18 protein-coding genes and 2 pseudogenes are annotated in these 20,886 nt (G+C 55.8%); 8 read left to right on the top strand and 12 right to left on the bottom strand.

Annotation, left to right across the window (positions count from 1 at the left end):
- Positions 1 to 68 precede the first annotated feature (68 nt).
- Entirely contained in the window at positions 69 to 2,447 is a 2,379-nt protein-coding gene (locus tag RMR16_RS25615; protein ID WP_320188739.1) for a membrane-bound PQQ-dependent dehydrogenase, glucose/quinate/shikimate family, read from the top strand.
- 452 nt (positions 2,448 to 2,899) lie between these two features.
- Positions 2,900 to 4,732, top strand: coding sequence for a methyl-accepting chemotaxis protein (locus RMR16_RS25610; protein WP_320187931.1), 1,833 nt, complete (start codon positions 2,900 to 2,902; stop codon positions 4,730 to 4,732).
- Positions 4,733 to 4,781: 49 nt separating this feature from the next.
- Here RMR16_RS25610 and RMR16_RS25605 read toward each other — a convergent pair whose 3' ends face one another.
- On the bottom strand, positions 4,782 to 5,273 hold the full coding sequence (locus RMR16_RS25605; RefSeq protein WP_320187930.1) for a hypothetical protein: 492 nt from the start codon (positions 5,271 to 5,273) through the stop codon (positions 4,782 to 4,784).
- A gap of 319 nt (positions 5,274 to 5,592) precedes the next feature.
- Positions 5,593 to 5,826: pseudogene (locus RMR16_RS25600) on the bottom strand (VapC toxin family PIN domain ribonuclease); the annotation flags it as partial.
- Positions 5,827 to 6,236: 410 nt separating this feature from the next.
- Between RMR16_RS25600 and RMR16_RS25595 the strand changes: the two are divergent.
- Positions 6,237 to 7,925, top strand: coding sequence for a methyl-accepting chemotaxis protein (locus RMR16_RS25595; RefSeq protein ID WP_320187929.1), 1,689 nt, complete (start codon positions 6,237 to 6,239; stop codon positions 7,923 to 7,925).
- A 112-nt stretch (positions 7,926 to 8,037) separates the two neighbouring features.
- Here the strand turns inward: RMR16_RS25595 and RMR16_RS25590 are convergent, their stop codons facing one another.
- Both RMR16_RS25590 and RMR16_RS25585 read right to left on the bottom strand, forming a co-directional pair.
- Positions 8,038 to 8,568 carry an NUDIX hydrolase gene (locus tag RMR16_RS25590; protein WP_320188012.1) on the bottom strand — a complete coding sequence of 177 codons (531 nt, stop codon included), beginning with the start codon at positions 8,566 to 8,568 and terminating at the stop codon, positions 8,038 to 8,040.
- Positions 8,569 to 8,639: 71 nt separating this feature from the next.
- On the bottom strand, positions 8,640 to 8,987 hold the full coding sequence (locus RMR16_RS25585) for a hypothetical protein (RefSeq protein ID WP_320188710.1): 348 nt from the start codon (positions 8,985 to 8,987) through the stop codon (positions 8,640 to 8,642).
- 1,030 nt (positions 8,988 to 10,017) lie between these two features.
- Here RMR16_RS25585 and RMR16_RS25580 point away from each other — a divergent pair.
- The 3 genes from RMR16_RS25580 to RMR16_RS25570 are packed head-to-tail and all read left to right on the top strand — an operon-like array spanning position 10,018 to position 11,554.
- On the top strand, positions 10,018 to 10,152 hold the full coding sequence (locus RMR16_RS25580; RefSeq protein ID WP_320188711.1) for a hypothetical protein: 135 nt from the start codon (positions 10,018 to 10,020) through the stop codon (positions 10,150 to 10,152).
- Between the two features lie 57 nt (positions 10,153 to 10,209).
- A complete protein-coding gene (locus tag RMR16_RS25575; RefSeq protein WP_320201334.1) occupies positions 10,210 to 10,512 on the top strand; it encodes a helix-turn-helix domain-containing protein in 303 nt (100 codons plus the stop codon).
- A complete protein-coding gene (locus RMR16_RS25570) occupies positions 10,502 to 11,554 on the top strand; it encodes a reverse transcriptase family protein (RefSeq protein ID WP_320188713.1) in 1,053 nt (350 codons plus the stop codon). Before RMR16_RS25575 ends, RMR16_RS25570 begins: the two co-directional genes overlap by 11 nt.
- 19 nt (positions 11,555 to 11,573) lie before the next feature.
- Here RMR16_RS25570 and RMR16_RS25565 read toward each other — a convergent pair whose 3' ends face one another.
- Both RMR16_RS25565 and RMR16_RS25560 read right to left on the bottom strand, forming a co-directional pair.
- Positions 11,574 to 12,671 (bottom strand): ATP-binding protein, encoded by a 1,098-nt coding sequence (locus RMR16_RS25565; RefSeq protein WP_320188714.1) that lies wholly within the window; start codon positions 12,669 to 12,671, stop codon positions 11,574 to 11,576.
- Between the two features lie 24 nt (positions 12,672 to 12,695).
- Positions 12,696 to 13,169, bottom strand: a complete 474-nt coding sequence (locus RMR16_RS25560) for a hypothetical protein (RefSeq protein ID WP_320188715.1) — start codon at positions 13,167 to 13,169, stop codon at positions 12,696 to 12,698.
- Positions 13,170 to 13,229: 60 nt separating this feature from the next.
- Here RMR16_RS25560 and istA point away from each other — a divergent pair.
- Positions 13,230 to 14,751 (top strand): annotated as a pseudogene (istA, locus tag RMR16_RS25555) (IS21 family transposase).
- Complete coding sequence (gene istB, locus RMR16_RS25550; protein ID WP_320188716.1) at positions 14,729 to 15,463, top strand: IS21-like element helper ATPase IstB; 735 nt, start codon at positions 14,729 to 14,731, stop codon at positions 15,461 to 15,463. Before istA ends, istB begins: the two are co-directional and overlap by 23 nt.
- 30 nt (positions 15,464 to 15,493) lie before the next feature.
- Here the strand turns inward: istB and RMR16_RS25545 are convergent, their stop codons facing one another.
- The 6 genes from RMR16_RS25545 to RMR16_RS25520 all read right to left on the bottom strand — a co-directional run bounded on the left by RMR16_RS25545 (position 15,494) and on the right by RMR16_RS25520 (position 20,764).
- Positions 15,494 to 15,871 (bottom strand): hypothetical protein, encoded by a 378-nt coding sequence (locus RMR16_RS25545; protein WP_320188717.1) that lies wholly within the window; start codon positions 15,869 to 15,871, stop codon positions 15,494 to 15,496.
- Positions 15,872 to 15,880: 9 nt separating this feature from the next.
- Entirely contained in the window at positions 15,881 to 16,375 is a 495-nt protein-coding gene (locus RMR16_RS25540; RefSeq protein WP_320188718.1) for a hypothetical protein, read from the bottom strand.
- Between the two features lie 32 nt (positions 16,376 to 16,407).
- Entirely contained in the window at positions 16,408 to 17,370 is a 963-nt protein-coding gene (locus tag RMR16_RS25535) for a hypothetical protein (RefSeq protein WP_320188719.1), read from the bottom strand.
- Positions 17,371 to 17,643: 273 nt separating this feature from the next.
- A complete protein-coding gene (locus tag RMR16_RS25530; RefSeq protein ID WP_320188720.1) occupies positions 17,644 to 18,981 on the bottom strand; it encodes a hypothetical protein in 1,338 nt (445 codons plus the stop codon).
- Positions 18,981 to 20,093: a toll/interleukin-1 receptor domain-containing protein gene (locus RMR16_RS25525; protein WP_320188721.1), complete on the bottom strand. Its 1,113-nt coding sequence runs from the start codon at positions 20,091 to 20,093 to the stop codon at positions 18,981 to 18,983. Before RMR16_RS25525 ends, RMR16_RS25530 begins: the two co-directional genes overlap by 1 nt.
- Entirely contained in the window at positions 20,093 to 20,764 is a 672-nt protein-coding gene (locus RMR16_RS25520) for a hypothetical protein (protein ID WP_320188722.1), read from the bottom strand. The genes RMR16_RS25525 and RMR16_RS25520 overlap by 1 nt, the downstream gene beginning before the upstream one ends.
- Between the last annotated feature and the right edge of the window lie 122 nt (positions 20,765 to 20,886).

Raw genomic sequence — 20,886 nt, 5'->3', positions numbered from 1 at the left:
TCCCCCTGATAACCTAAGTGCATCCGGGGCACAGCGCCTCATTCGCTTTATTTACGGGGAGAAGACTAATTTCTCATTCAGTTGCATCGCGGACTGGAGCGCTTGCGCTTGCAGCCCTTGGCCTTCTCATCATCGCAATTGGCCTAATTATGGCGATTGGCGGCCTATACCTGATCACTCTTGGAGGATCGTGGTATTTCGGTTTTACCGGCGTGGCACTCATTGTTTCTGGCTATCTCATTGTCAGACGGCGATCTGCTGGCCCGGTGGTTTTTCTTATCGTGTTTGCCGCCACAATCGCGTGGGCCATATGGGAAGTTGGTTTCGACTTTTGGCCGCTTGTGTCGCGGCTTTTTGCCCCGGCTGTCATCGCACTGCCGGTCCTTCTGGTGACACCTGCCCTGCATCGCCACAGCCCCCGACGACTTGAGGCTCCGTCTTACGGGGTGGCTACCGCTATCTTGCTCGCTCTGATCGCGACCGCGTATTCGGCGTTCCAGCCTCATCCGATCATCACTGCCGACAACGCGCCGCAGCCCCTCCCCGGTGCTGCCGTCGCACCCATAGCGGGCACTGACTGGCCATACTGGGGCCGAACACCATCCGGTACGCGCTATGCACCGATTGATCAGATTACGCCGTACAATGTTTCCGGTCTGCAAGAGGCCTGGACCTACCGGACCGGTGAAACTCCCAATCCGGACAAGGGCGAAGGATTTGTGACTACCCCGCTCTTTGTTAATGGTCTGCTTTACGGCTGTACGCAGTCCAATGCGATTTTTGCGCTTGACCCGGAGACGGGCCAGGAACGCTGGCGTTTTGATGCGAAAGCCACCGGCAACAACCGCCCGCGTTGCCGCGGTGTGGGGTACCACGATGCCTCGCCGGCGGGCACGGAGTTTTCGGCAGGCCCCAATCTGGCGCTCTGCACCCGCCGTATCATCTCGACTACGGTGGATGCGCGCATTGTCGCTCTCGATGCCACTACGGGCGCGCCATGCACGGACTTTGGCGATGACGGCGTCGTCAACTTGGGCACCGGCATGGGCAACATCAAGCCGGGGTTCTATTTCCCCACTGCCGCGCCGACGATAGCCCGTAACCTGATCATCGTGGGTGGCCTTGTCTGGGACAATGCGGAAGTCGGCGAGCCGTCCGGTGTCGTGCGTGCATTTGACGTGCGAACCGGTGCACTTGTCTGGGCTTGGGATCTTGGCAATCCGCACATCACCGGACTGCCGCCGGCAGGCGAAGAATATTCGCGTGGCACGCCGAACGTCTGGTCGACACCGGCTTTCGATGATGCGCTAGGCCTCGTGTATCTGCCGACCGGCAATGCGACACCTGATTTCTGGGGTGGTCACCGCACTGAAGCAGACGATCGCTATTCGTCCTCCGTCGTTGCGCTGGATCTGGCCACAGGCCGTGAGCGCTGGCGTTTCCAAACCGTCCATCACGATATCTGGGACTTCGACGTGCCCTCTCAGCCGGCGCTATATGACGTCCCCAATGGCAAGGGCGGTACCATTCCGGCCTTGATCCAGACGACCAAAACCGGCCAGATATTCATGCTCGATCGGCGGACCGGAACCCCAATCGCTGACGTTCAGGAGCGGCCAGTTCCGCAAGGTGGCGTTGCCGATGATCACACATCGCCGACGCAGCCATTTTCCGTCGGCATGCCCACCATCGGCGTCGAGCATCTGAGCGAGTCACGCATGTGGGGCATGACGCCGCTTGACCAATTGGCATGCCGCATCGCCTTTCGCAAACTGCGATATGAAGGGCCGTTCACCCCGCCGAGCGAAAAGGCGACCCTTCATTTCCCCGGTTGGTTCGGCGGTATGAACTGGGGCTCCGTATCGATCGCGGAAAACCTTGGCTATCTAATCGTCAATGATATCCGCACCGGTGTGACAAGCCGCCTTGTTCCCCGCGCCGACTTTGACGCCACCCATAGCGGTCCAGGTTCTGAAGGCACTGGCGGCAGGCAGGCAGGCACACCGTGGGGCGTTGAGCAGGGCACGTTCGTCTCGGTGCTCGGAACGCCCTGCCAAGCACCGCCATTCGGCACCCTGACTGCCATCGACCTTGCAACCCGCAAGATCGCCTGGCAGATGCCGATGGGGACGGCCGAGGACCTTGGACCGCTCAATGTACCGACGCAGCTGCCCATCCCTATCGGCATGCCGACGCGCGGCGGCCCGGTGACCACCTCCAGCGGCATCATCTTTATGGCGGGCACCCAGGACTATTATTTGCGTGCGATCGATGTCCGCACCGGCCGGGAATTGTGGAAAGGCCGCCTGCCGGTCGGGGCCGAGACTACGCCGATGACCTACGTCTCGCCGCAGAGCGGTCGCCAGTTCGTACTCATCAGTGCCGGCGGAACAGGTGCCAGCAGGAAGACGGGCGACTACGTCGTAGCCTTCGCGCTACCGAAATAACAGCTAAGACCAGACCTCCTGGTGCCGCTACGCGTCTTCGGGAGGATTTCAATCCGGATTGGGTCGCAGGATTCGACTGCCGCGAACGAGTAGTGGGCCTCGTTTTGGAGGTATTGGGAGAGGCTATGACGATTATCCGGTAGTTGCCGCTGATCGGAACCGATATCATCCCTCGAGAAAATATCTCGCCGAGGCGAACATCTGCACCGAAAAACGTAAAACCAACTCCTAAGTAAAGATAAGCGGGGAATGCTTATTTAGAGTTGTTTTGAACATCGCCTAAAGCATCTAGTTCAACCCAAAATAAGCTTAACAACACTTTAATGTTTTAAGCGAATATTATCCTACATAATCTTGGGGTAGAGGCGCGAACGGCAGAAGCCGCTCTGAAACGCGGACGATGATGTTCACCCCTTTTTATGTCTCCGACCTCTGTTCATGGAAGTGTCACCATGTCACTCATGCAAAACCTCCGGATCAGGACGAAAGTCCTGTCTCTGGTCCTTCCCACATGCCTGATCGGCATTGGAGGGGCTCTCTATGTGTCCAGCAACTTTAAATCTGCCGACACTGAGTACTCCGACTTCATCGCCAATGACGGCAACGCGGAGATCGATATGGCGATCGCCAGCCAGCGCCTGGTCGCAATCGTCTATGATGCGTACCAAGTCTTCCTTTACGACGCTGGTACAGCAGGAATGAAGAGAGCGACGGATGACTACGCTGCAAGCAAGACGAGACTTAACGAACTGATCGATAATGCCGAAAAGCTGTTGCCAGAAGAAAGCCAGGCACTCGGCAGCCTCCAGTCTCAGGCTGAATCCATTATCGAGATCACCGACAAGGCGGTAGCGGCAGGATCGGCCAATCGCGATGCGGAAGCGAAAGCGCTACTTGTTCAGGCTGACGAGAAGGCTGCCAAGACGATCGGTGAGATGAGAACGTGGATCAATGGTGCCAGCGATGGCATCAAGACCAGGTCCGCAGAACTCTCCGAAAAGACGAGCGACACTATCCTTTATACCCTTCTCACCCTCGCCGGGGTATTTTCGCTTACGCTTTTATTGGCCGTGTTTGTTACGAAACGCGAAATCACGTCTCCGATCGAGCGTCTGCGTTCACGCATGATGTCTCTTGCTTCTGGAAAGGTCGATGAGGTCGTTCCAGGTGCCGATCGACGTGATGAGCTCGGCAGCATGGCGTCGGCAGTCGCAGTCTTCCGTGACAACGCAATTGAAAAGGATCGTCTTGAAAAACAGACCGATGCTGACCGTGCACTGTCTGAAAGCGAGAGACTGGAACGGGAAAAGCAGAAAGCAGAAGATGCAGCGAACACGAAGTTTGCCGTCGATTCGCTTCGCGGGGGTCTGGAAGCTCTGGCAAATGGGAACGTCTCTCACCGGATCCGCACTCCATTCACCGGCACGCTTGACGAGCTTCGCTCTAACTTCAACGGATCTGTCGAAAAACTCCACTCGGTTCTGAAATCCGTTGGACAGAATGCGGCTGGCATCGATGCTGGTGCAAATGAGATCAGATCCGCCGCTGACGATCTGTCGAGACGGACGGAACAGCAGGCTGCATCTGTCGAGGAAACCGCTGCAGCGCTGGAGCAGATTACAACAACAGTAAGGGACTCAGCCAAACGCGCTGACGATGCAGGCAAACTGGTTGAGAAAGCGCGAAGCGGCGTCGAACGTTCGGGCGAGTTGATGCAAGACGCGGTACAGGCCATGATGGCGATCGAGAAATCCGCAGGTGAAATGGGCAACATCATCTCAGTTATTGACGAGATCGCGTTCCAGACCAACCTGCTGGCCTTGAATGCTGGTGTTGAAGCTGCTCGTGCCGGTGAAGCCGGGAAAGGGTTTGCAGTCGTTGCGCAGGAAGTTCGCGAACTCGCGCAACGTTCAGCGACAGCCGCAAAGGAGATCAAGACCCTGATCGCGGCTTCCGGTTCGCAAGTTCAGACTGGGGTCAGCCTGGTGAAGCAGACAGGCAACTCGCTTGACACCATTGTCGACGAGGTCCGGGAAATAAGCCGTCATGTCAATGCGATCGTTGAATCTTCCCGCGAGCAGTCTACGGGGCTGCAGGAGATAAACACCGCTGTTAACGTGATGGACCATGGCACTCAGCAGAACGCAGCCATGGTCGAGCAGTCGACTGCGGCGAGCCACAGCCTTGCTCGAGAAGCTGCTGCCCTCAACCAGTTGCTGGCACAGTTCGACTTGCGTGGTGGACAAGGCTCGGACAGCGTTCTGCGGGGACAGTGGGCCGCCTGAATACGCAATAGTGTGACTCGGGAGTGGTGCCAAAAGACCATTTTGGCACCTAATCTTTCGGCGAACGAAGTAAGCAGAACTCCTCGCCACGGAAGCGGAGTGCAACGTAGCTGCACTGATTCATATGCTCGATGAGGCATGCTTGCTCTGGCGCTGACATTTCTACCATCGTGCAGCGCTCGTCCGCACATGCCTGACTGTAAAATTGACCGGTGGGAACATGCGCAACGAAAAGTGCCGTCTCCGGTCCCTTCGGGTCGATTTTTTCATATGCTGCGGTCAACCTCTCAAAAGTTGCACGATCCTGCCCCAGAGGATTGAGGTCGATACCCATTTCGCCGACCTCGCCGACCACTGTCATGTAACGCGCATGCTCAGACTCGGAACAAACAAGTCGATCAGCCTTTGCAGGAACCGAACACGTGAAAACGATGGCACTGGCAATAATCGTTATATTTCGCATGACCAATTTCGGGCTATGCTTGTCACCGAGCAAATCCCTACTGCCCTTCCCTAGTTCTGTCGTCACAAAAAACTTCATTACAGCTAACCCGTTTTCTGGCTTTTCGAAGACGCAGGGTAAAGCATTTTTCAACACCCGCAACGTACCACAGCTTATGTAGTCGGGGCTCCAACTCCCGGGAACCGAGGGACATTGTCAGCTTCGACACCAGTACACAAAACTTACTTCGGATATGGCTCCCCTTCGCCATGAATGAAAACACCGGAGATCGCCTGACCAAATCAGAATGGATTTAAGATCTTGATGAGATCTCGAACCAGAGACCTGCAAATGTAAAGGCTCAGGCGGCCCAAGGATTGATTACTCTTAATCCGGCTGCTTCAAATAGGCTTGTATCTCACGTTGCAATCGCGAGATCGTTCTGTGTAGCTGTAGCGGCAATGTATTCATCAGCCTTCCCAATCGCCTTTCCGGATGTTCGGGCACTGGCCATCAGGTTCTCGTAGAATTGGGAGGTGCCTACATTAAAGGGCAGAATGCGCCCGTCAAAGATCGGTAGAACATCACCTTCAAGGCGATCGTGTAGAATTGTCTGACGCTTTCTCGATGGCATTGAGGCAATCCCGAAACGTCATCGGCACTGCTGTTGCCGTGTCGCGCTGTTGTTGCAGCGCTTCGACATCACTGTTTGACGTTTCGGCGTCACGACCAATGTCCGCGAAAAGCGAGCCGAGTGTCACGCGTCTAGATGGTCGTCCTACATTTGAAGCCTCATCCCGAGCATAATTACAGAAAGCTCGCACAATTTTCAGATCGATGAGCTTTCAAGGCAAATGAACCGCTAACCCTGCAAAAAAATATTAGCGTACACAGGGAGAGAGGGCTGCATCACTAAATTGATCACGAAGCTATTAGAAGAAAGATTTAACTGGCCGTAAATTATAAAAAGCATGAACCACTTACTCAGAGCGCTGGCATGGAACATTCTCGGCAATTCTCGCTTTTGGGAGCTTCGACCTTCACCCTCCAGAAAGCAAAAAAATGGCCTTTTCCATACCCACTGACGCTGCCCGCGTTCTCCAAGCCCTAAGCAGCTCTCAGGCCATCATAGAATTTGATCCATCTGGGCGAGTCCTCGCTGCCAACGAAAATTTCTGCAATCTAGTTGGGTACGAGGCGGCGGAAATCATCAACCAACATCATTCGATCTTCGTCGCTTCCGATGAGGCAGCCCACTCGGATTACAAGATGTTCTGGGCGAAACTCGCAAGAGGCAACAGCGACCGTCGTCAGTACAAGCGTCTAGCTAAAGGCGGCAGGGAAATTTGGATCGAAGCGTCCTACAGTCCTGTCTCGCGCGCGGGCAAGGTCTACAAAGTAGTGAAGGTTGCGACCGATATCACGGGCACTGTAATCCGCGCCGCCGAGGATGCTGGCAAGGTTGCGGCATTGTCCCGGGCGCAGGCTATCATCGAGTTTACGCCGGACGGCCAAATTCTCGGCGCGAATCAGAATTTTCTCCAAACTATGGGATACGAACTCGAAGAGATCTTGGGGCGGCACCATGCAATTTTCTGCGATGAGGCAATTGTGCAATCGGTGGAATATGATCAATTCTGGAAGCGGCTCCAGGATGGTGAGTTCATTGCATCCGAGTTCAAGCGTGTGGCCAAGGATGGACACTTCGTTCATATTCAGGCGTCTTACAACCCTATTCTTGATGAGACGGGCCGCGTGCGAAAAGTGCTTAAGTTTGCGACTGATGTCACAGCTAGAGTACAGAATGTCGAAACGCTTGCTGCTCGCTTGAATGATCTTGCCAAGGGTGATCTCACAAAAGAGATCGAGCAGCCGTTTATACCGTCGCTCGAGCGCCTGCGCGTAGATTTCAACACTGCAGCGCAACGTCTCTGTGAGACCATTTCAGCCGTTGCCAGCAACGCGGAGGCTATTGCTGCATCGGCAGCAGAGGTTCGATTGTCGGCCGACGATCTTTCGCGCCGAACCGACGATCAGGCCGCGTCGGTGGAGCAAACCGCTGCTTCTCTTGAGCAGATTACAACGACAGTAGCAGACAGCAGTCGTCGAGCCGATGACGTTGGTCATCTTGTCGAAATGGCGCGCGTAGATGCTCAGAAATCCGGAGAGGTTGTCAGTGAAGCGATGGTGGCTATGGGGGCAATCGATGTGTCTTCTCGCCAAATCTCTGGAATTGTGGGGCTGATTGAAGAGATCGCGTTCCAAACCAATCTTCTTGCACTGAATGCTGGCGTGGAGGCTGCTAGGGCCGGAGAAGCAGGGAAAGGGTTCGCTGTCGTCGCGCAGGAGGTGCGATCGCTCGCCCAGAGGTCCGCGACAGCCGCCAAGGAGATCAAAGCCCTTATTGTCTCATCAGCTGAACAGGTGAAACGCGGTGTCACTCTCGTGGATAAGACCGGTGAAGCACTCACAAAGATCGTCACACAGGTCAATGAGATCAGCACGAACGTTGCAGCAATTGTTGATGCTGCCAGAGAGCAGTCCATCGGTCTGACAGAGATCAACAAAGCCGTGAATGTAATTGACCAACGCACACAGCAAAACGCTGCAATGGTCGAACAGACGAAGGCGGCGAGCTCGGCTTTGTCGAATGAGGCCAAAGACCTGTTTAATCTTGTGGCGCAATTTTACATGGACCGAGCAGCGAGCGCGCGCAAGACCTCCCCTTCTGGGGTTGGACGGGCCGCCTGATTGGATATTGTTTGACAATAATGCCGTTGCCACAACTGATGAGTGCCGCACAGATGGTGCAAGTGTGATTTGATGGACTAAGTGAGGACCATCGCAATCAGCTTCTCCTAGACTATTCTCCAGAAATTTTCTTCCGCTTCGGCCGGAAATGAACGAGCAGCGATTTAAGCTCGACCTCGCGCACCCGGCGTGCAGCCTCGTCGGGTGAAACCCACGCTAGCTTGCGTTGGCCCTGTTCTTTATAATCGGCCTTCTGTTCCGTGACATCCATCGGAAAGACTTCAACGATGCAGGGCGAGACATGCTGGTTATCGAGCCATTTTAGGTAGGTGTAGCGACCGACTGCGCGTTTGCCGACACGGCCGCGCACGCCAGACTCCTGAAAGGCTTCAAGCGCCGCTGCTTCATACGGTTTCTTTTTCTTCATCGGCCAGCCCTTGGGAATGATCCAGCGGCCAGTTTCCCGCGAGGTGATCACCAAAATCTCGATGTCATCGCGGTCGGGAAAGCACCGGAAGCAAAGCGCAGCATATTGTTGGCGGAAATCAGCACGTTTCAGTTGCTCGGGCATTGCTGCGAGCTGGGTAAGCAGTCCACGAGACGCGGATGGAATGGTCTGCTTTTGTTTCTTTCCTGGTTTCACAGCCATCTCAACCTGACTATTACCCCTCAAACACTCAATCCCAATTGGCACAATAACTTGAAGCGACTGCCTCAACCGAACCAGTAGCTCCAGGCAGCGCCGACAACGACCCCCGTTGTCACAAGAGCAATCGTCGACGGTAAATCACGGCCCAATGCTGGGAGCACGACTGGTTGCGGTGGCGCCAACCCATTGCCAATCGGTGCGGCAAGCCCTAGGGGATAAGCGCTTGCAGAGGCGGTCGCCTCAAGCATCTTGCCGGGCGCACTGATCGAGACCTTCGTGATAGTATGCTCATCAAATTTGACTGAGAAAGCGACTTTGTCAGCGTCCCTAATCTGGCGGAGCGCCTTCTCTGCGGCAGATACCTCATCTTCCCCCTCAACCAGCGAGGTCTGGGTTACGAGGAAGAATGGCATGTGAAGTCCTCAAATTTTCATTCCCGCGATGATCGCAGCTTGTCTTAGTGGGCCATCAATTTCACATACACGTAAGCTATGGAGCAAGCGAAATCATCGGTCGAGACCAGGGATTGGCAGCCGTTCACAACAATTAGGGCCTAGCTTTCACACAATGCCTAATAAGCCGCCTTACTGATACGCTAAACAATGCGAACTAATCGCGCGCTGAAGCGGCCTATTGCCGATCATTCGTCAGATCTTGCCACTACACATTCTTGTTGAACGCACCGACAGGTTTACGAATCGGGTATGGGGTCCTCCTCGCCTTGAACCAAATCGGACCGCCGACACCCTTATTGTTAGCATTGAACTAATGTGCTGAAGTTGTTCAACAGTCGACGTTGTCGTTTGGCATCTAATCGCGAAAGCCCGCATTCAGTAATTCCAACAAGATAGCGCGGCACCTAAATTGAAATCGGGCACTTAATTTGAGACTCTGAGTTCGGTCTTCGCACTTAATGTGACATTCGTCCCCGTGGAAAAGATCACCATCAACGGCCGAGGCTGATCGGGAAATGCCATATATCGCAAACGCTTATTTCCCGAATCCTGGAGAGCTATGCGCCGGCAATCGCACCAAAAAATCTCGAATTAGGTGCCATGACTTGTCGGAACGGGCGTATTTTTAAATTAGATGCCAACCAACACGAAAGAACGTGAAGCGGCAAAACGTGCGCGTCGACAGCGGGCGCGGTCGCCAACGATAAAATATCGCCTACAGCGATTTTCGATTTGACAATTCCTTTGCTCGATCCTATCTTCGTCATCGTGATGATTGCTCATAACTGAACCCGTCTATGTGTGGGGCCGGAGGCCCTGTGGGGATTAAAATCCCCGATTCAATCCTGCGTCTGGCTAGGGACCGCGGCACGCGCGCCGCACCCGGCGGGCTCGGGTGCGGCATGTTCGAGGTCAAACGTCGCTGATCAGTCTTCCTGTTTCTACGGGCGCCGGCCATCCCGGTCGGCGGAAACAAGGAGAACTATACATGAGCAAGAACGGTCATCGCCAGCGGCGGCGTCGTATGTTGAACGCGGTAATGGTCTTCAAGGTCATTGTCGCGTTGGGCCAGGTAGCAAACGTTATCCTGCGCTTTTGGTCCTGGTTTTCAGACCGGCAATGAGCGGCGACCTCGGAAATAGCCCTCAAGGAGCACGTTATGAGTACAACGAAACGCCCGATGATGAACGATGCTCTCAGACTGCTGCGTCTTTATCTCGGCCTGTCGCAAAAGGAGCTCGCCACCGAGCTGGAAATTTCCCAATCTATGGTTTCCGAAGTCGAGAGCGGCACGAAAGCCGTCTCCATGGAACTTTTGGAACGCTATAGCACCAAATTTCATGTCCGCATGTCGCAGTTGCTATTCTTCGCCGAAGAACTGGACGGCCAGCCAATCCCAAAACGAGGAAAGCTGATAGTAGCAAGCGGCGTCCTTTCGCTGCTCGAGAAGCTATCACCGCGCGACGTCTCGCATGCGTCGTAAGCCCATCCGCTCGCCCATTGAACGGTACGATCTTGTACGTTCACCTTTCGCGCAGCGACCGACGCAACGCGAGATCGCCGATTTGCTTGGGACGACGCGCGAACATCTGCGCTATCTTGTGAACCACAAGGAGCACTTTGTCGTACGCCGTCAGGAAGAGATCGGGAAAAAGAAAAAGCTTCGCGATCTGAAATATCCGGTAGCTGATCTGCGCGGCGTCCACGAGCGACTGAAATATCACCTCAACAAGATAAAACAGCCGAGCTATCTTTTCAGCCCGCGGCGTCATCGCGGTCAGCGCGACAACGCTGCCCTGCATCTCGGCCAGAACCAGTATCTGACCCTAGACCTGAAGCAGTTCTATCCGTCGACGACAGCCACAATGGTGCGGCGTTGGTTTCAGGACGAGATGGGAATGTATCCGGATGTCGCCGGGCTGCTGACTCACCTTGCTACCATCGATGACCAAGTGTCATTCGGCTCGCCGCTGACACCTGTGCTTTGCACACTCATTCACCGGTCGATGTTCGACAAGATCGCCGACCTTTGCGATCGCCATGGCCTGCTCTATTCCCTCTGGGTGGACGATCTGACCATTTCGGGGAAGTTTGTGCATGGCGACGTGGTCCGCGAGATCCGCAAGGTCATTGCTGGTGCGGGTCTGCGATCCCACAAGATCCGCTTCCGGACAAGTAGTCGACCAGTCTTCATCACCGGGATCGGCGTTGTCGGGCGCCAACTCGTCGCCCCGAACAGCCTCAATCTGCGGATCAAGGAGCTCTGGGAAACACTGCGTCTCGCCGAAACGATCGACGAGCGCGACAACTGCATCCAAGCTCTGCTCGCACAACTCGGGACGCAACGGCATATATGCGGGGCGTCGTCAGTTATCGGGCGCAGGGCTGCCGATCAGATGAATGCCCTACGCCAGAAGCGCCGCAAGACGCATCTCGAAGCGGCCGAAAAAGCTGCGGCGGATCGTCTGTCCCGATTGGCAACGATCGTTCAGGCGCCTGAAGACGCACCGTTCGATCTTGGCTGAAAGAATGACCCAACCCGCTTCATGGAAACAGCGCGCTCCTGACCTGCGCAACAAACTCTTCGACTAATCGCGCATCTATTGGCGTTTCGACGACTGATGGACGGCTATCACCGACTTCCGACGGCATCCCCGGACGCGACCAGCCCTCGATTTCATCCAATCCCTCGATCGCCAAAGTGATCGCATAAGGTCCTACGACACCTCCATCATTTAGGAAATCATGCAGTGACTGGAGATATCGTTTCAAATTGTTCTCGAACGCGTTGATGTCCGGCCGCTCCCGTGAAAAATCGAACGGGTGCTTAATCCAGGCCATCACGTTCCAGTCTGTCGCCAAGAATAGTCGCTCGTGCGCCGTTAGCGCTTCGAACCCGCCAGCGCAGCCTCTCAATCTTGGATACCAGCCACCGTTAAACGCTGCCGTCAGTTGTTGGGACGGCTTCCCGATTTCATAGCGCTTCCTTGATCTGTCATAATGTTGTCGGGGAAGTATCCCGATAAGCAATCGCGCACCTTCTCCGTCGTCATCGTCGTCGCTAAACCCTCCCGCGCCTAGTCGACCAATGCTCGCGATATTGTCGTCTGCCATCAGATCTCGCCGGAAGCTGTCAAACAGTCGGCTGAGATCACCCTCCATCTTTTCAAGATCCGCAAAGTGTTCTCGAATTTCCGGTACACTCAAAACCCTGTTGCGAGGACCAGCTCGTACATAAAACGCGCCAGACATCGAATTTTGATAGGGTTTTTTCCAGTGTGGCGGGATCCTCACGTCGAGAATGTAACCTCCAGGGACATCGATCGGAACGACATCAATCTTTGTAGGCAGCGGCGTGATGGTCGACTGGATGACCTGTAGAAACCGATTACAGGTTTTCTCTCGATCGGCAGTCAACGGAACGTAGCTGTCCCACACACCATCCGATTCAATGACACCGATTATGAGATGACCGCCTTCGCCATTCAGGAACGCAACCACATCGTCTACAAAACGCTCCTTGGCTGATTTTGCCCCTCCGGGGTACTTCTTGTCGAGATCGACCTCCCGTTTGAAGTCGTAGAATGTACCTTCGGAAATCCTCCGGTTTTCGATCTCGTCGCGTGTAGGGACCTCGATCATTTGGAGACCTTCATTCTGAACAACTCAATCTGCGGGCATGGTATCGGCAGAATACGGAATGCGGAATCCGACCTGGCCATGGTCGAACGTGAAGTACATGCCCCCTTCCCCCAGGACATCGACGGCGATGTCACCGAGAGCCTCGAAACTGTCCTTTTCCCATTCGCCATACTTGGACCAAATGCATCGCAGTTCTGACGTCAACTGCTCAAGATATGGCTTAAACCAGTGATCATTTAATGCGACCGTGATTTCTGGAACAGCGCTCACAGACATATCTTTTCCATCAAGATGACCTAGCAGATAGCATGCAGCCTTGGTCAAGTTGCAGTAATATGTCGTCATCTCACTGAAGATCCGGTCGTGATCGTGATGGGTGCGATAGGCACGAATCGCCTCGTTTGCCCGCGCCTGCGTTTCATCGAGGTGATAGATGAAAACCTCGGCTGTGTTTCGGCGTGGAATATTGACCCCTCTGGCGGGGTGATCGGCGTCCAATTTTGACCCCCCTGCTGTTTCATCTGTCCATTCGTCTTTTGAAGGCGGATGGAGGGGGAGTTGAAGCGAGTGGATACGATTGCACGTGTTCGTCGAGCCTTTCACGTTCAGGGCTGGTCGGTTAAGCAGATTGTCCGGGAGCTGCATGTCTCCCGCAATACGGTCCGCAAGATATTGCGGTCCGATGAGACGGACTTTTCTTACGAGAGGGAGCGACAACCGTTACCAAAGACAGGTCTTTGGAAAGGTGAGATCGAACGCTTTCTAGCCGCCAACGAAGGCAAGACATCGCGCGAACGACTGACGCTGATCCGGATTTACGAAGAACTACGGGCACTCGGTTACGATGGCAGCTACGATGCGATCCGCCGTTATGCAAAGGGTTGGTCAAAAGACCGCGGTGCCGTGACGGCCGAGGCCTACGTGCCGCTCTACTATGCGCCCGGCGAGGCCTATCAGTTCGACTGGAGCCACGAGATCGTGCTGATCAACGGCGTGACGACCACGGTGAAAGTCGCGCATGTCCGTCTCTGCCACAGCCGCATGATGTTTGCGCGGGCATATATGCGTGAGAGCCAGGAGATGGTGTTCGACGCGCACGACAGGGCCTTCGACTTCTTCCGTGGCACCTGCACGCGTGGCATCTACGACAACATGAAGACGGCGGTCGAGGCCGTGTTTGTCGGCAAAGAACGGCAATATAACCGCCGTTTCCTGCAGATGTGCAGCCACTATCTCGTTCAGCCGGTCGCCTGCACGCCAGCATCCGGATGGGAGAAGGGTCAGGTCGAGAACCAGGTCGGCCTCGTGCGCGAGCGCTTCTTTACGCCGCGTCTTAGGGTCAAAAGCCTGGAGGAACTGAATGCTTGGCTCCTCGATAAATGCGTTGCCTATGCCAAGGCCCATAGCCATCCCGAACAGACGGCGCAGACGATCTGGCAGATGTTCGAGGCCGAGCGTGGCAGCCTTGTGCGCTACGTCGGCCCATTCGACGGGTTCCACAGCGTCCCAGCCTCGGTGTCGAAGACCTGCACCGTGCGCTTCGACAACAACAAATATTCGGTCCTGTCGACAGCCGTCGGCCGCCCTGTCGAGGTTCACGCCTATGCTGATCGGATCGTCATCAAACAGGATGGAGTGACGGTCGCTGAACACCAGCGTAGTTTTGGTCGTGGCGACACTGTCTACGACCCTTGGCATTATGTGCCTGTTCTTGCTCGCAAACCCGGTGCCTTGCGCAATGGCGCTCCCTTCCGCGAATGGGTCTTGCCAACCGCGATGGAAAAGGTCCGCAAGCGATTGAAGAGCGCTGACGACGGTGATCGGCAGATGGTCACCATACTCGGATGCGTTCCTGCCGATGGTCTTACCGCCGTCGAGGCTGCCTGTCAGGAAGCGCTCGATCACGGCGTCTGCTCGGCCTCGGTGATCATTAACATTCTGGCGCGAAGCCGCGATCCGGCTCCCGCAGCTACCCTGCAAATCCCGGATGCGCTTCGGCTTGCCCATGAGCCGGTCGCCGACTGCGCCCGTTACGACAGGCTCAGGAGGGCAAGTTGATGGAACGAACACAGGTTCTTGAACTGATGAGCACATTGAAGCTCTACGGAATGCGCAGCGCCTACGACGAGGTCATGAGCAATGGGATCAAACGGCAGCACGAACCGCCGCATATTGTCGGTGACCTCCTGCAGTCGGAAATCGCCGAGAAGCAGGCACGCTCCATTCGTTACCAGCTCACCATCGCCAAACTGCCGCTGGCGAAAGACATTGACGACTTTGACTTCACCGATACGCCCATCAATGAATCCCTGGTGCGGGAGCTGGCTACGGGCACCTTTGTCGCCGACCAGCGCAATGTCGTCCTTGTCGGCGGCACGGGGACGGGCAAGAGCCACCTCGCCATTGCAATTGCCCGTGCGCTCATTCGTAACGGCACGCGTGGGCGCTTCTACAATGTCGTTGACCTGGTCAACCGCCTGGAAACGGAGACACGCAACGGTAAACAAGGTCGGATGGCAGATTACCTTACACGCCTCGACTTCATTATTCTCGATGAACTCGGCTATCTCCCGTTTGCCCAAGCCGGTGGTCAGCTCCTGTTCCACCTAATCAGCAGACTTTACGAGCGCACATCAATCATCGTCACGACGAACCTGGCCTTCGGCGAATGGCCATCAGTGTTCGGTGATGCCAAGATGACGACAGCACTCCTCGACCGCCTGACACATCACTGCGAGATCGTCGAGACCGGAAACGAATCCTGGCGCTTCAAAAACCGCTCTCAAAGCTAAAGCCGAAGATAATAATCACCCGCACTTGGCCTACCCTCTGCAACCCCGGCCAGCGCCGGGCAGGCCAAGCGCTGATCGCCTACAGGGGGTCAAAATTGGACGCCGATACGGGGTCAACATTCCAAGCCGATTGACAAGCGGGGCCATTGCAACACCCTGCACGAGTTCGGAACTTGGCGTTAGTCGATAACTGGTCTCATAGCCACGATCCAGGCCCGCAAGAGCTTCGGCATAATCAACCGCAATGGTCGCGCCGTCGAGAGCCGTCATATTCACGTACCGGCTGATCTCTCGAATGTATGCCCCGACGGTCTCAGCCAGCGTGCGGCCAGCGTTCTCCTCCATTCCGGAAACGGAAATGGAAAAATTGGGTGCACTGACCGGCGGCGCTTCGTCAGGTTCACTCATTTATTGTCCTCATAAATGCGATTTTGCCCATAGCAACGCTTTCAACGCGGAGGCCTTGGCATCAGGTAAAGCCGGGTAAATCTGTTTGCCGGCCTGGCGCTTACCGCTCTCACGCCGGGCAACCGAAACCACGAAGCCATTATCCCGATTGTAGATCACGATGTTGAATCCTTCGGTATTGATATAGGAATTGCCGTTTTGCGAAATCCGCCATTTCCGACCAGCCCAGCTTCTGCGACGCCCACTGAGCCGCCGCAGATCTTTCTCCCGTTCACGTGGCCTAACGTAATCATCTTCCATATGTTCGGCACAAACGCAGCCGACAGCCAGCGTTTCGGTATAATCCGGGTGCTCCATGAAATGGACGTATCGGATCTCGACACTTTCGCACATCTGGCACAGTTGCGAAGGCTCCTCCAGGTCGTCTACGCCGACACAATTCCATCCTTTGTGTGGAACAGAATTCTCTGACCATTTGCCTCGGCTTGTATGCCCTTCCCCCATGTTGATCTCTCCCTTGTCGCCTCACACCGCCATCAAAATTTGAAGCCGCCCATCATTGCACGCAGAATATCTTCCTGTGTCGTGCCTGGTGGAAACGTGTCGGCGGTAAACGGAACGTTGATATAAGCTTGGCCGTCCGATTGTGGGGCCGCGTGGACACCAAATTGCTTTAAGAGATCAAATCCAAGCGCACCGAGATCGACCAATGTATCGTAACTTTCCCAGTGGCCGCGCGTGTCCCAGAGACGGCGCAACTGCTCCGCCAGCTGTTCGATCGCGGTAATGAAGGCGCTATCCTCGGTGGGAACTTCGGGAGCAATGTCACTGAGCGTGTCATTTTCGTTCACCCCGTCGAGATGGCCAATCAAGTAAGAGGCAATTCGAAGCGGCTCAAGAATGATGCTTCCGACTTCGTTGAAAACCCGCACAACGTTGCCATGCCGCCGGTACGACCGGATCGCGTCACGCACCTTGCGACGGCAATCTGTCAGGCGAAGCGCAAGATTTTCTCGGAAGCGCGCTTCTTCTTGAACGGCAAATCCTGCGGACATACGGCATACCGCATACTCGCCCCACCATGCCTCCGCGAAATGCTGTTGATGATCACGTATGAACTCGCCGGAAGGACGTTGAAAATGCACCCCTGGGAAATGATCCTCGCGATACGCATTCTCCTCCACGTGAGCGCACTCGTGGGCAATAATCGCGATAGCCGTCCGGAAATCATTTTCGTCTCGCTCGGCTTCTTCGATGACGATGGGGCATATCGGTCCCGCCGAGAGAACGATATGTGTCTTAACGACGCCGTCTCGCATGACGACAACGCTCTTGCCCACTCCGGCGAGTGCTTCGTCGTTCGTACGAGTTTCAGGCGGGAGGCCCTCCACGCCGCGATCAAGATCACGAAGTGCCTCGTCGTAGTCGATCGCGATCGTCACTCCATCGAGAGTGCTTATGTCAATATACTTGCCGACCTCGTTGAGAATGTGAAACATTTCCCGGCCAAGGCATTCGGCTCCGTATTGATTGGTGAAACCCTGCACCGATATCTGGATTTTTGGCAGAGTAAAAACTAACGCGTCTTCTTGCTCTGAATCGGTCGTAATAGCGACTTCCCCCTCGCAATAAATGTAAGTTTACTGTTCCGATTTAAGGTTGCACCGCCTCGCATTCAATTGGTCGCAGAAGCTTATCTGCAACTCGCTGGCCCGGCAGCAGTTTCATGTGGCCGGAATTCGTTTGCTTACACGCTCTTTATAGGCTCGCCCCTAAATCAAGGGAGCGCCAGCATCGAGCAGCCCATCAAGAAAGTCTTCGCGCGAGGATAGTAAACCCGTCCGCGTCGCCAAGATCAACGCCTCAACCACCTGACGTGCCAGTGAACGAGCCATCACTTGCTGCTGCGTCGAGATGTCTGTCATGGTGCGGCCATGCAGGAAGGCGCTCCTTATGTCGAAAATCTGTTCATACTGGTCGGCATATATACGGGCACCTAGCAGGCCGGCGATCCTTCCTCGCATCCGGTTCGTGGCGCGCATTCCTTTGTGACGATCAGGCGCCATCCGAAAACTCTTCTGATAATCGGCGCGCAGGCCAAGCGCCGCCTCGATCGTGGTAATGTGCGCGAGAAATTCGTCCACGCCCTCGGCGAGGAATGCGCGGACAAGGAAATGTGCAATCGGCGTCTCGAAAAGTACAGATCGCTTTGCCTGCTCAACGATCCCCCAACGGCTTTGATCCCAAAGCGGCAGATCGAAACCGACGGCGTCCTCGAGAGGAAACTCAATAGGCCGCACTTCCTCATAGGTTCCCCCGTGCCCGTCGTCGTAAACATAGTCCTGCCAGCTAAGCGTTTTCGGTGACGGCGGTGCACTCAGCCGGGCGAAGAGATCGCTGTCGATGGTATGAACCCACGGCACTCGAAAACCTCGCCAATCACCTTCGAGAATGGTCGACCAGCTCTCCCAGGGAGCCAGTAGCAAAAAGAACAATGCTTCCTCGAACGCAGCAGGAAACCGTCCCTTATGCGGCTCGATCCGCCCCAGGTCTTGGCTGAAGTCGATCGAGAACATCGGGACCGCCCTCGCCTCTGGCTCATGGTTGAATGCGATAACCTCTTCGACAACCAACCATTGGAACTGAGCGAACCGATCGGCGTCATACAGGTATTGCGGATAGAGCCGCTTTAGCCGAGGCTCGTCTACGATCGAGCGCAACTCGTTAGCGGTAAGCCGGCAGACCCTTGCGGCGCCGAAAGCAAGCGGCGGTAGGTCTGCTGCCAGATCGAGCGGAGCAAGATGTACCCGAGTGGAACCGTTGGCGCGCAGCGCGGCGTCCAGGCCAGCCGCGGCTTCCTGGACAGGCAACGCCAGTTTGGCGGCGGCGGCTTTCAGGTGACATGGCAGGCCCAGCGATCTCAAGGCCGTCGAGAGCGCGAAGGTCGGCCCTGTGTTGCCCGCGCCGGGATACCCATCTCGGCAAGCGTCTCTTAGACGTACGAAAGCTGGGTGCTTGAGGATATTATCTGGCCCTGGTGGGCGGAGTTGCCACAAGGCAGCAATCGCATCGAGCATTTCGGCACTCGGTCCGAGCAGTGCCTCGCTCATCAGCTTATCCGAAGCCGCCGCAACAACTTGCCCAGGACGGCCTCGTAGTTCTCGGCCTTCGAGAAGTCAGCATAAAGCTTACCCTTCAGGAATTCAGGTAGCTCGCACTCCTCGTAGAGCAGCGGTAGCACCACGACCTCGCCACTGGCAATCTCCCTATTCATCGCCACGTCTAGCTCCTTCTTTACCCATGGCGCACCGATCGACTTCTTCGACAACACGACTGCGATGTACCGGCAAAGTTTTATGCCCTCCTCGATCTTGGCAATAAGCGAGTCCCCAATGTCGATTTCGGCCTCATCCAGCCACACGTGCTTCACGCCATGAGCCATGAGATCTCTACGAAGCTGACACACGAAGGGCTTATCGATGCCTGTATGGCTCAGGAAAATACCATGGTATTTCTCATGCGCGGGGTCGGCTTTGTCCACTGCCAGGCTGTCGCGAACGAGTTGGTTGGCCGCAGTTGTCGAGGTGGGAGGCGTCAGCAGCCAACCGGTCGTCGCCCCAAGCGTCACCTTGCCGCCGAGACTATACCCTTCCGGCGTCGTGGCCATTGAGCTGAACCCTTCAGCCGGATCGGATAGGCAAAGACTCCAGCCGCCGGCCTTGGACAACTCGTCGAAGTAGCGGAAGAACGGGCTGTCGGGGTCGAATTCGCCCAGCCGCCGCCCCTTCTTAACGAGAAGATCCGACCGTTTGACAAAACTGGCTATCTTCGGCGTGACATACCCGAGATGCGTTTCGCGGTATCCGAAGAAATTCATGCGTTTCGGTTCGGACATGCACCAGACCACGGTGGCACCGTCCGCGATCGCGACCTCCATCTCTTTCTCCCTGTCGTCCAGGTCGAAGGCGCTGTCGATGTCATATTTGTCGTTCTGACGCTTGAGCTGGCCCAGCTCGTTCGGCTCGTTCGAAAACTCCCCGGCCGTCCCGAACAGGAAATGGCTGTAGCTCTCCGGATTGAGGATGATCGTGTCATATTCGTAGAGCGGATACGCGGCGCGGGCGCGATCGACGTCGGGACGGCATAGGCCCAAGTTCTCGATCTCCACGCCCTCGATAGCATCGCCGGTATAGGTCACACCCACCGTCAGCACTCTTCTCATCAAAAAATCCCTTCCCCATCTTCGCACTCGTTGTCCGTTGCGCCGTTTGCTCCAAGAGCGCCCTCCGCGGCGCGCGCCGGCTTCCGTCTATGACCTCGCCGCGGCTGCCGACAAGCAGCGATCTCGATGCCGGCTAGCACACAACGGGGTGCCAGACGCTCGGCCAGGCGCAAGGTGCCTTCGGTCAGCGGCACGACTGCAACCTGCCGGCCTTGTGACGGCGTCGCCATCAACAATCCGAACGTCTCGCATAGCCCTTTGTAGAGCCGCGACACCTGACCCGTGTGCCGGGTATTAATGATACCACCCTTGCATTCGGCCGAGATAACGCGGTCGCCGACCTCCGCCACAACATCGCCAAGCCCTGACTTGGGGTTCACAGTGATCGTTTGGCCCGCCGGGTTCCGATAGACTCCGCCATAGGCCGTCGTGCCAAGCCTCGAGACCATCGCGAACTTCTGGCCCAGCAGCCAGCCGGCAAAATCGAATTGCTTGCCATGCTCGCCGTCCGGATGAATGCGCACATGCTGCGCGTCCGCCGTGCGCTGGAGTTGCATGGCGTAGGCCACCATGACAGCGCCTTCGTAGAGGTGGAGCTCAGGGGTGCCATCAGAATTGCCGGCACGGTTCGGCGGTGGCTCGAGTGCAGTCGCAAGATCCTCGAAGTTCAATTGAGCCTCCCCAGGTGACCAAGCCACGGTGAATTAGTTGAAGACGAACCGTAGAGATCCTTTTTATATTGCAGGCGATATTCTATGATTCTGAAATGATAATCTCACTTACATTTTCTAGC

The organism is Agrobacterium sp. rho-13.3 (assembly GCF_033957765.2).
Taxonomy (GTDB): Bacteria; Pseudomonadota; Alphaproteobacteria; order Rhizobiales; family Rhizobiaceae; genus Agrobacterium.
This window is presented reverse-complemented; position numbering and strand designations above follow the sequence as displayed.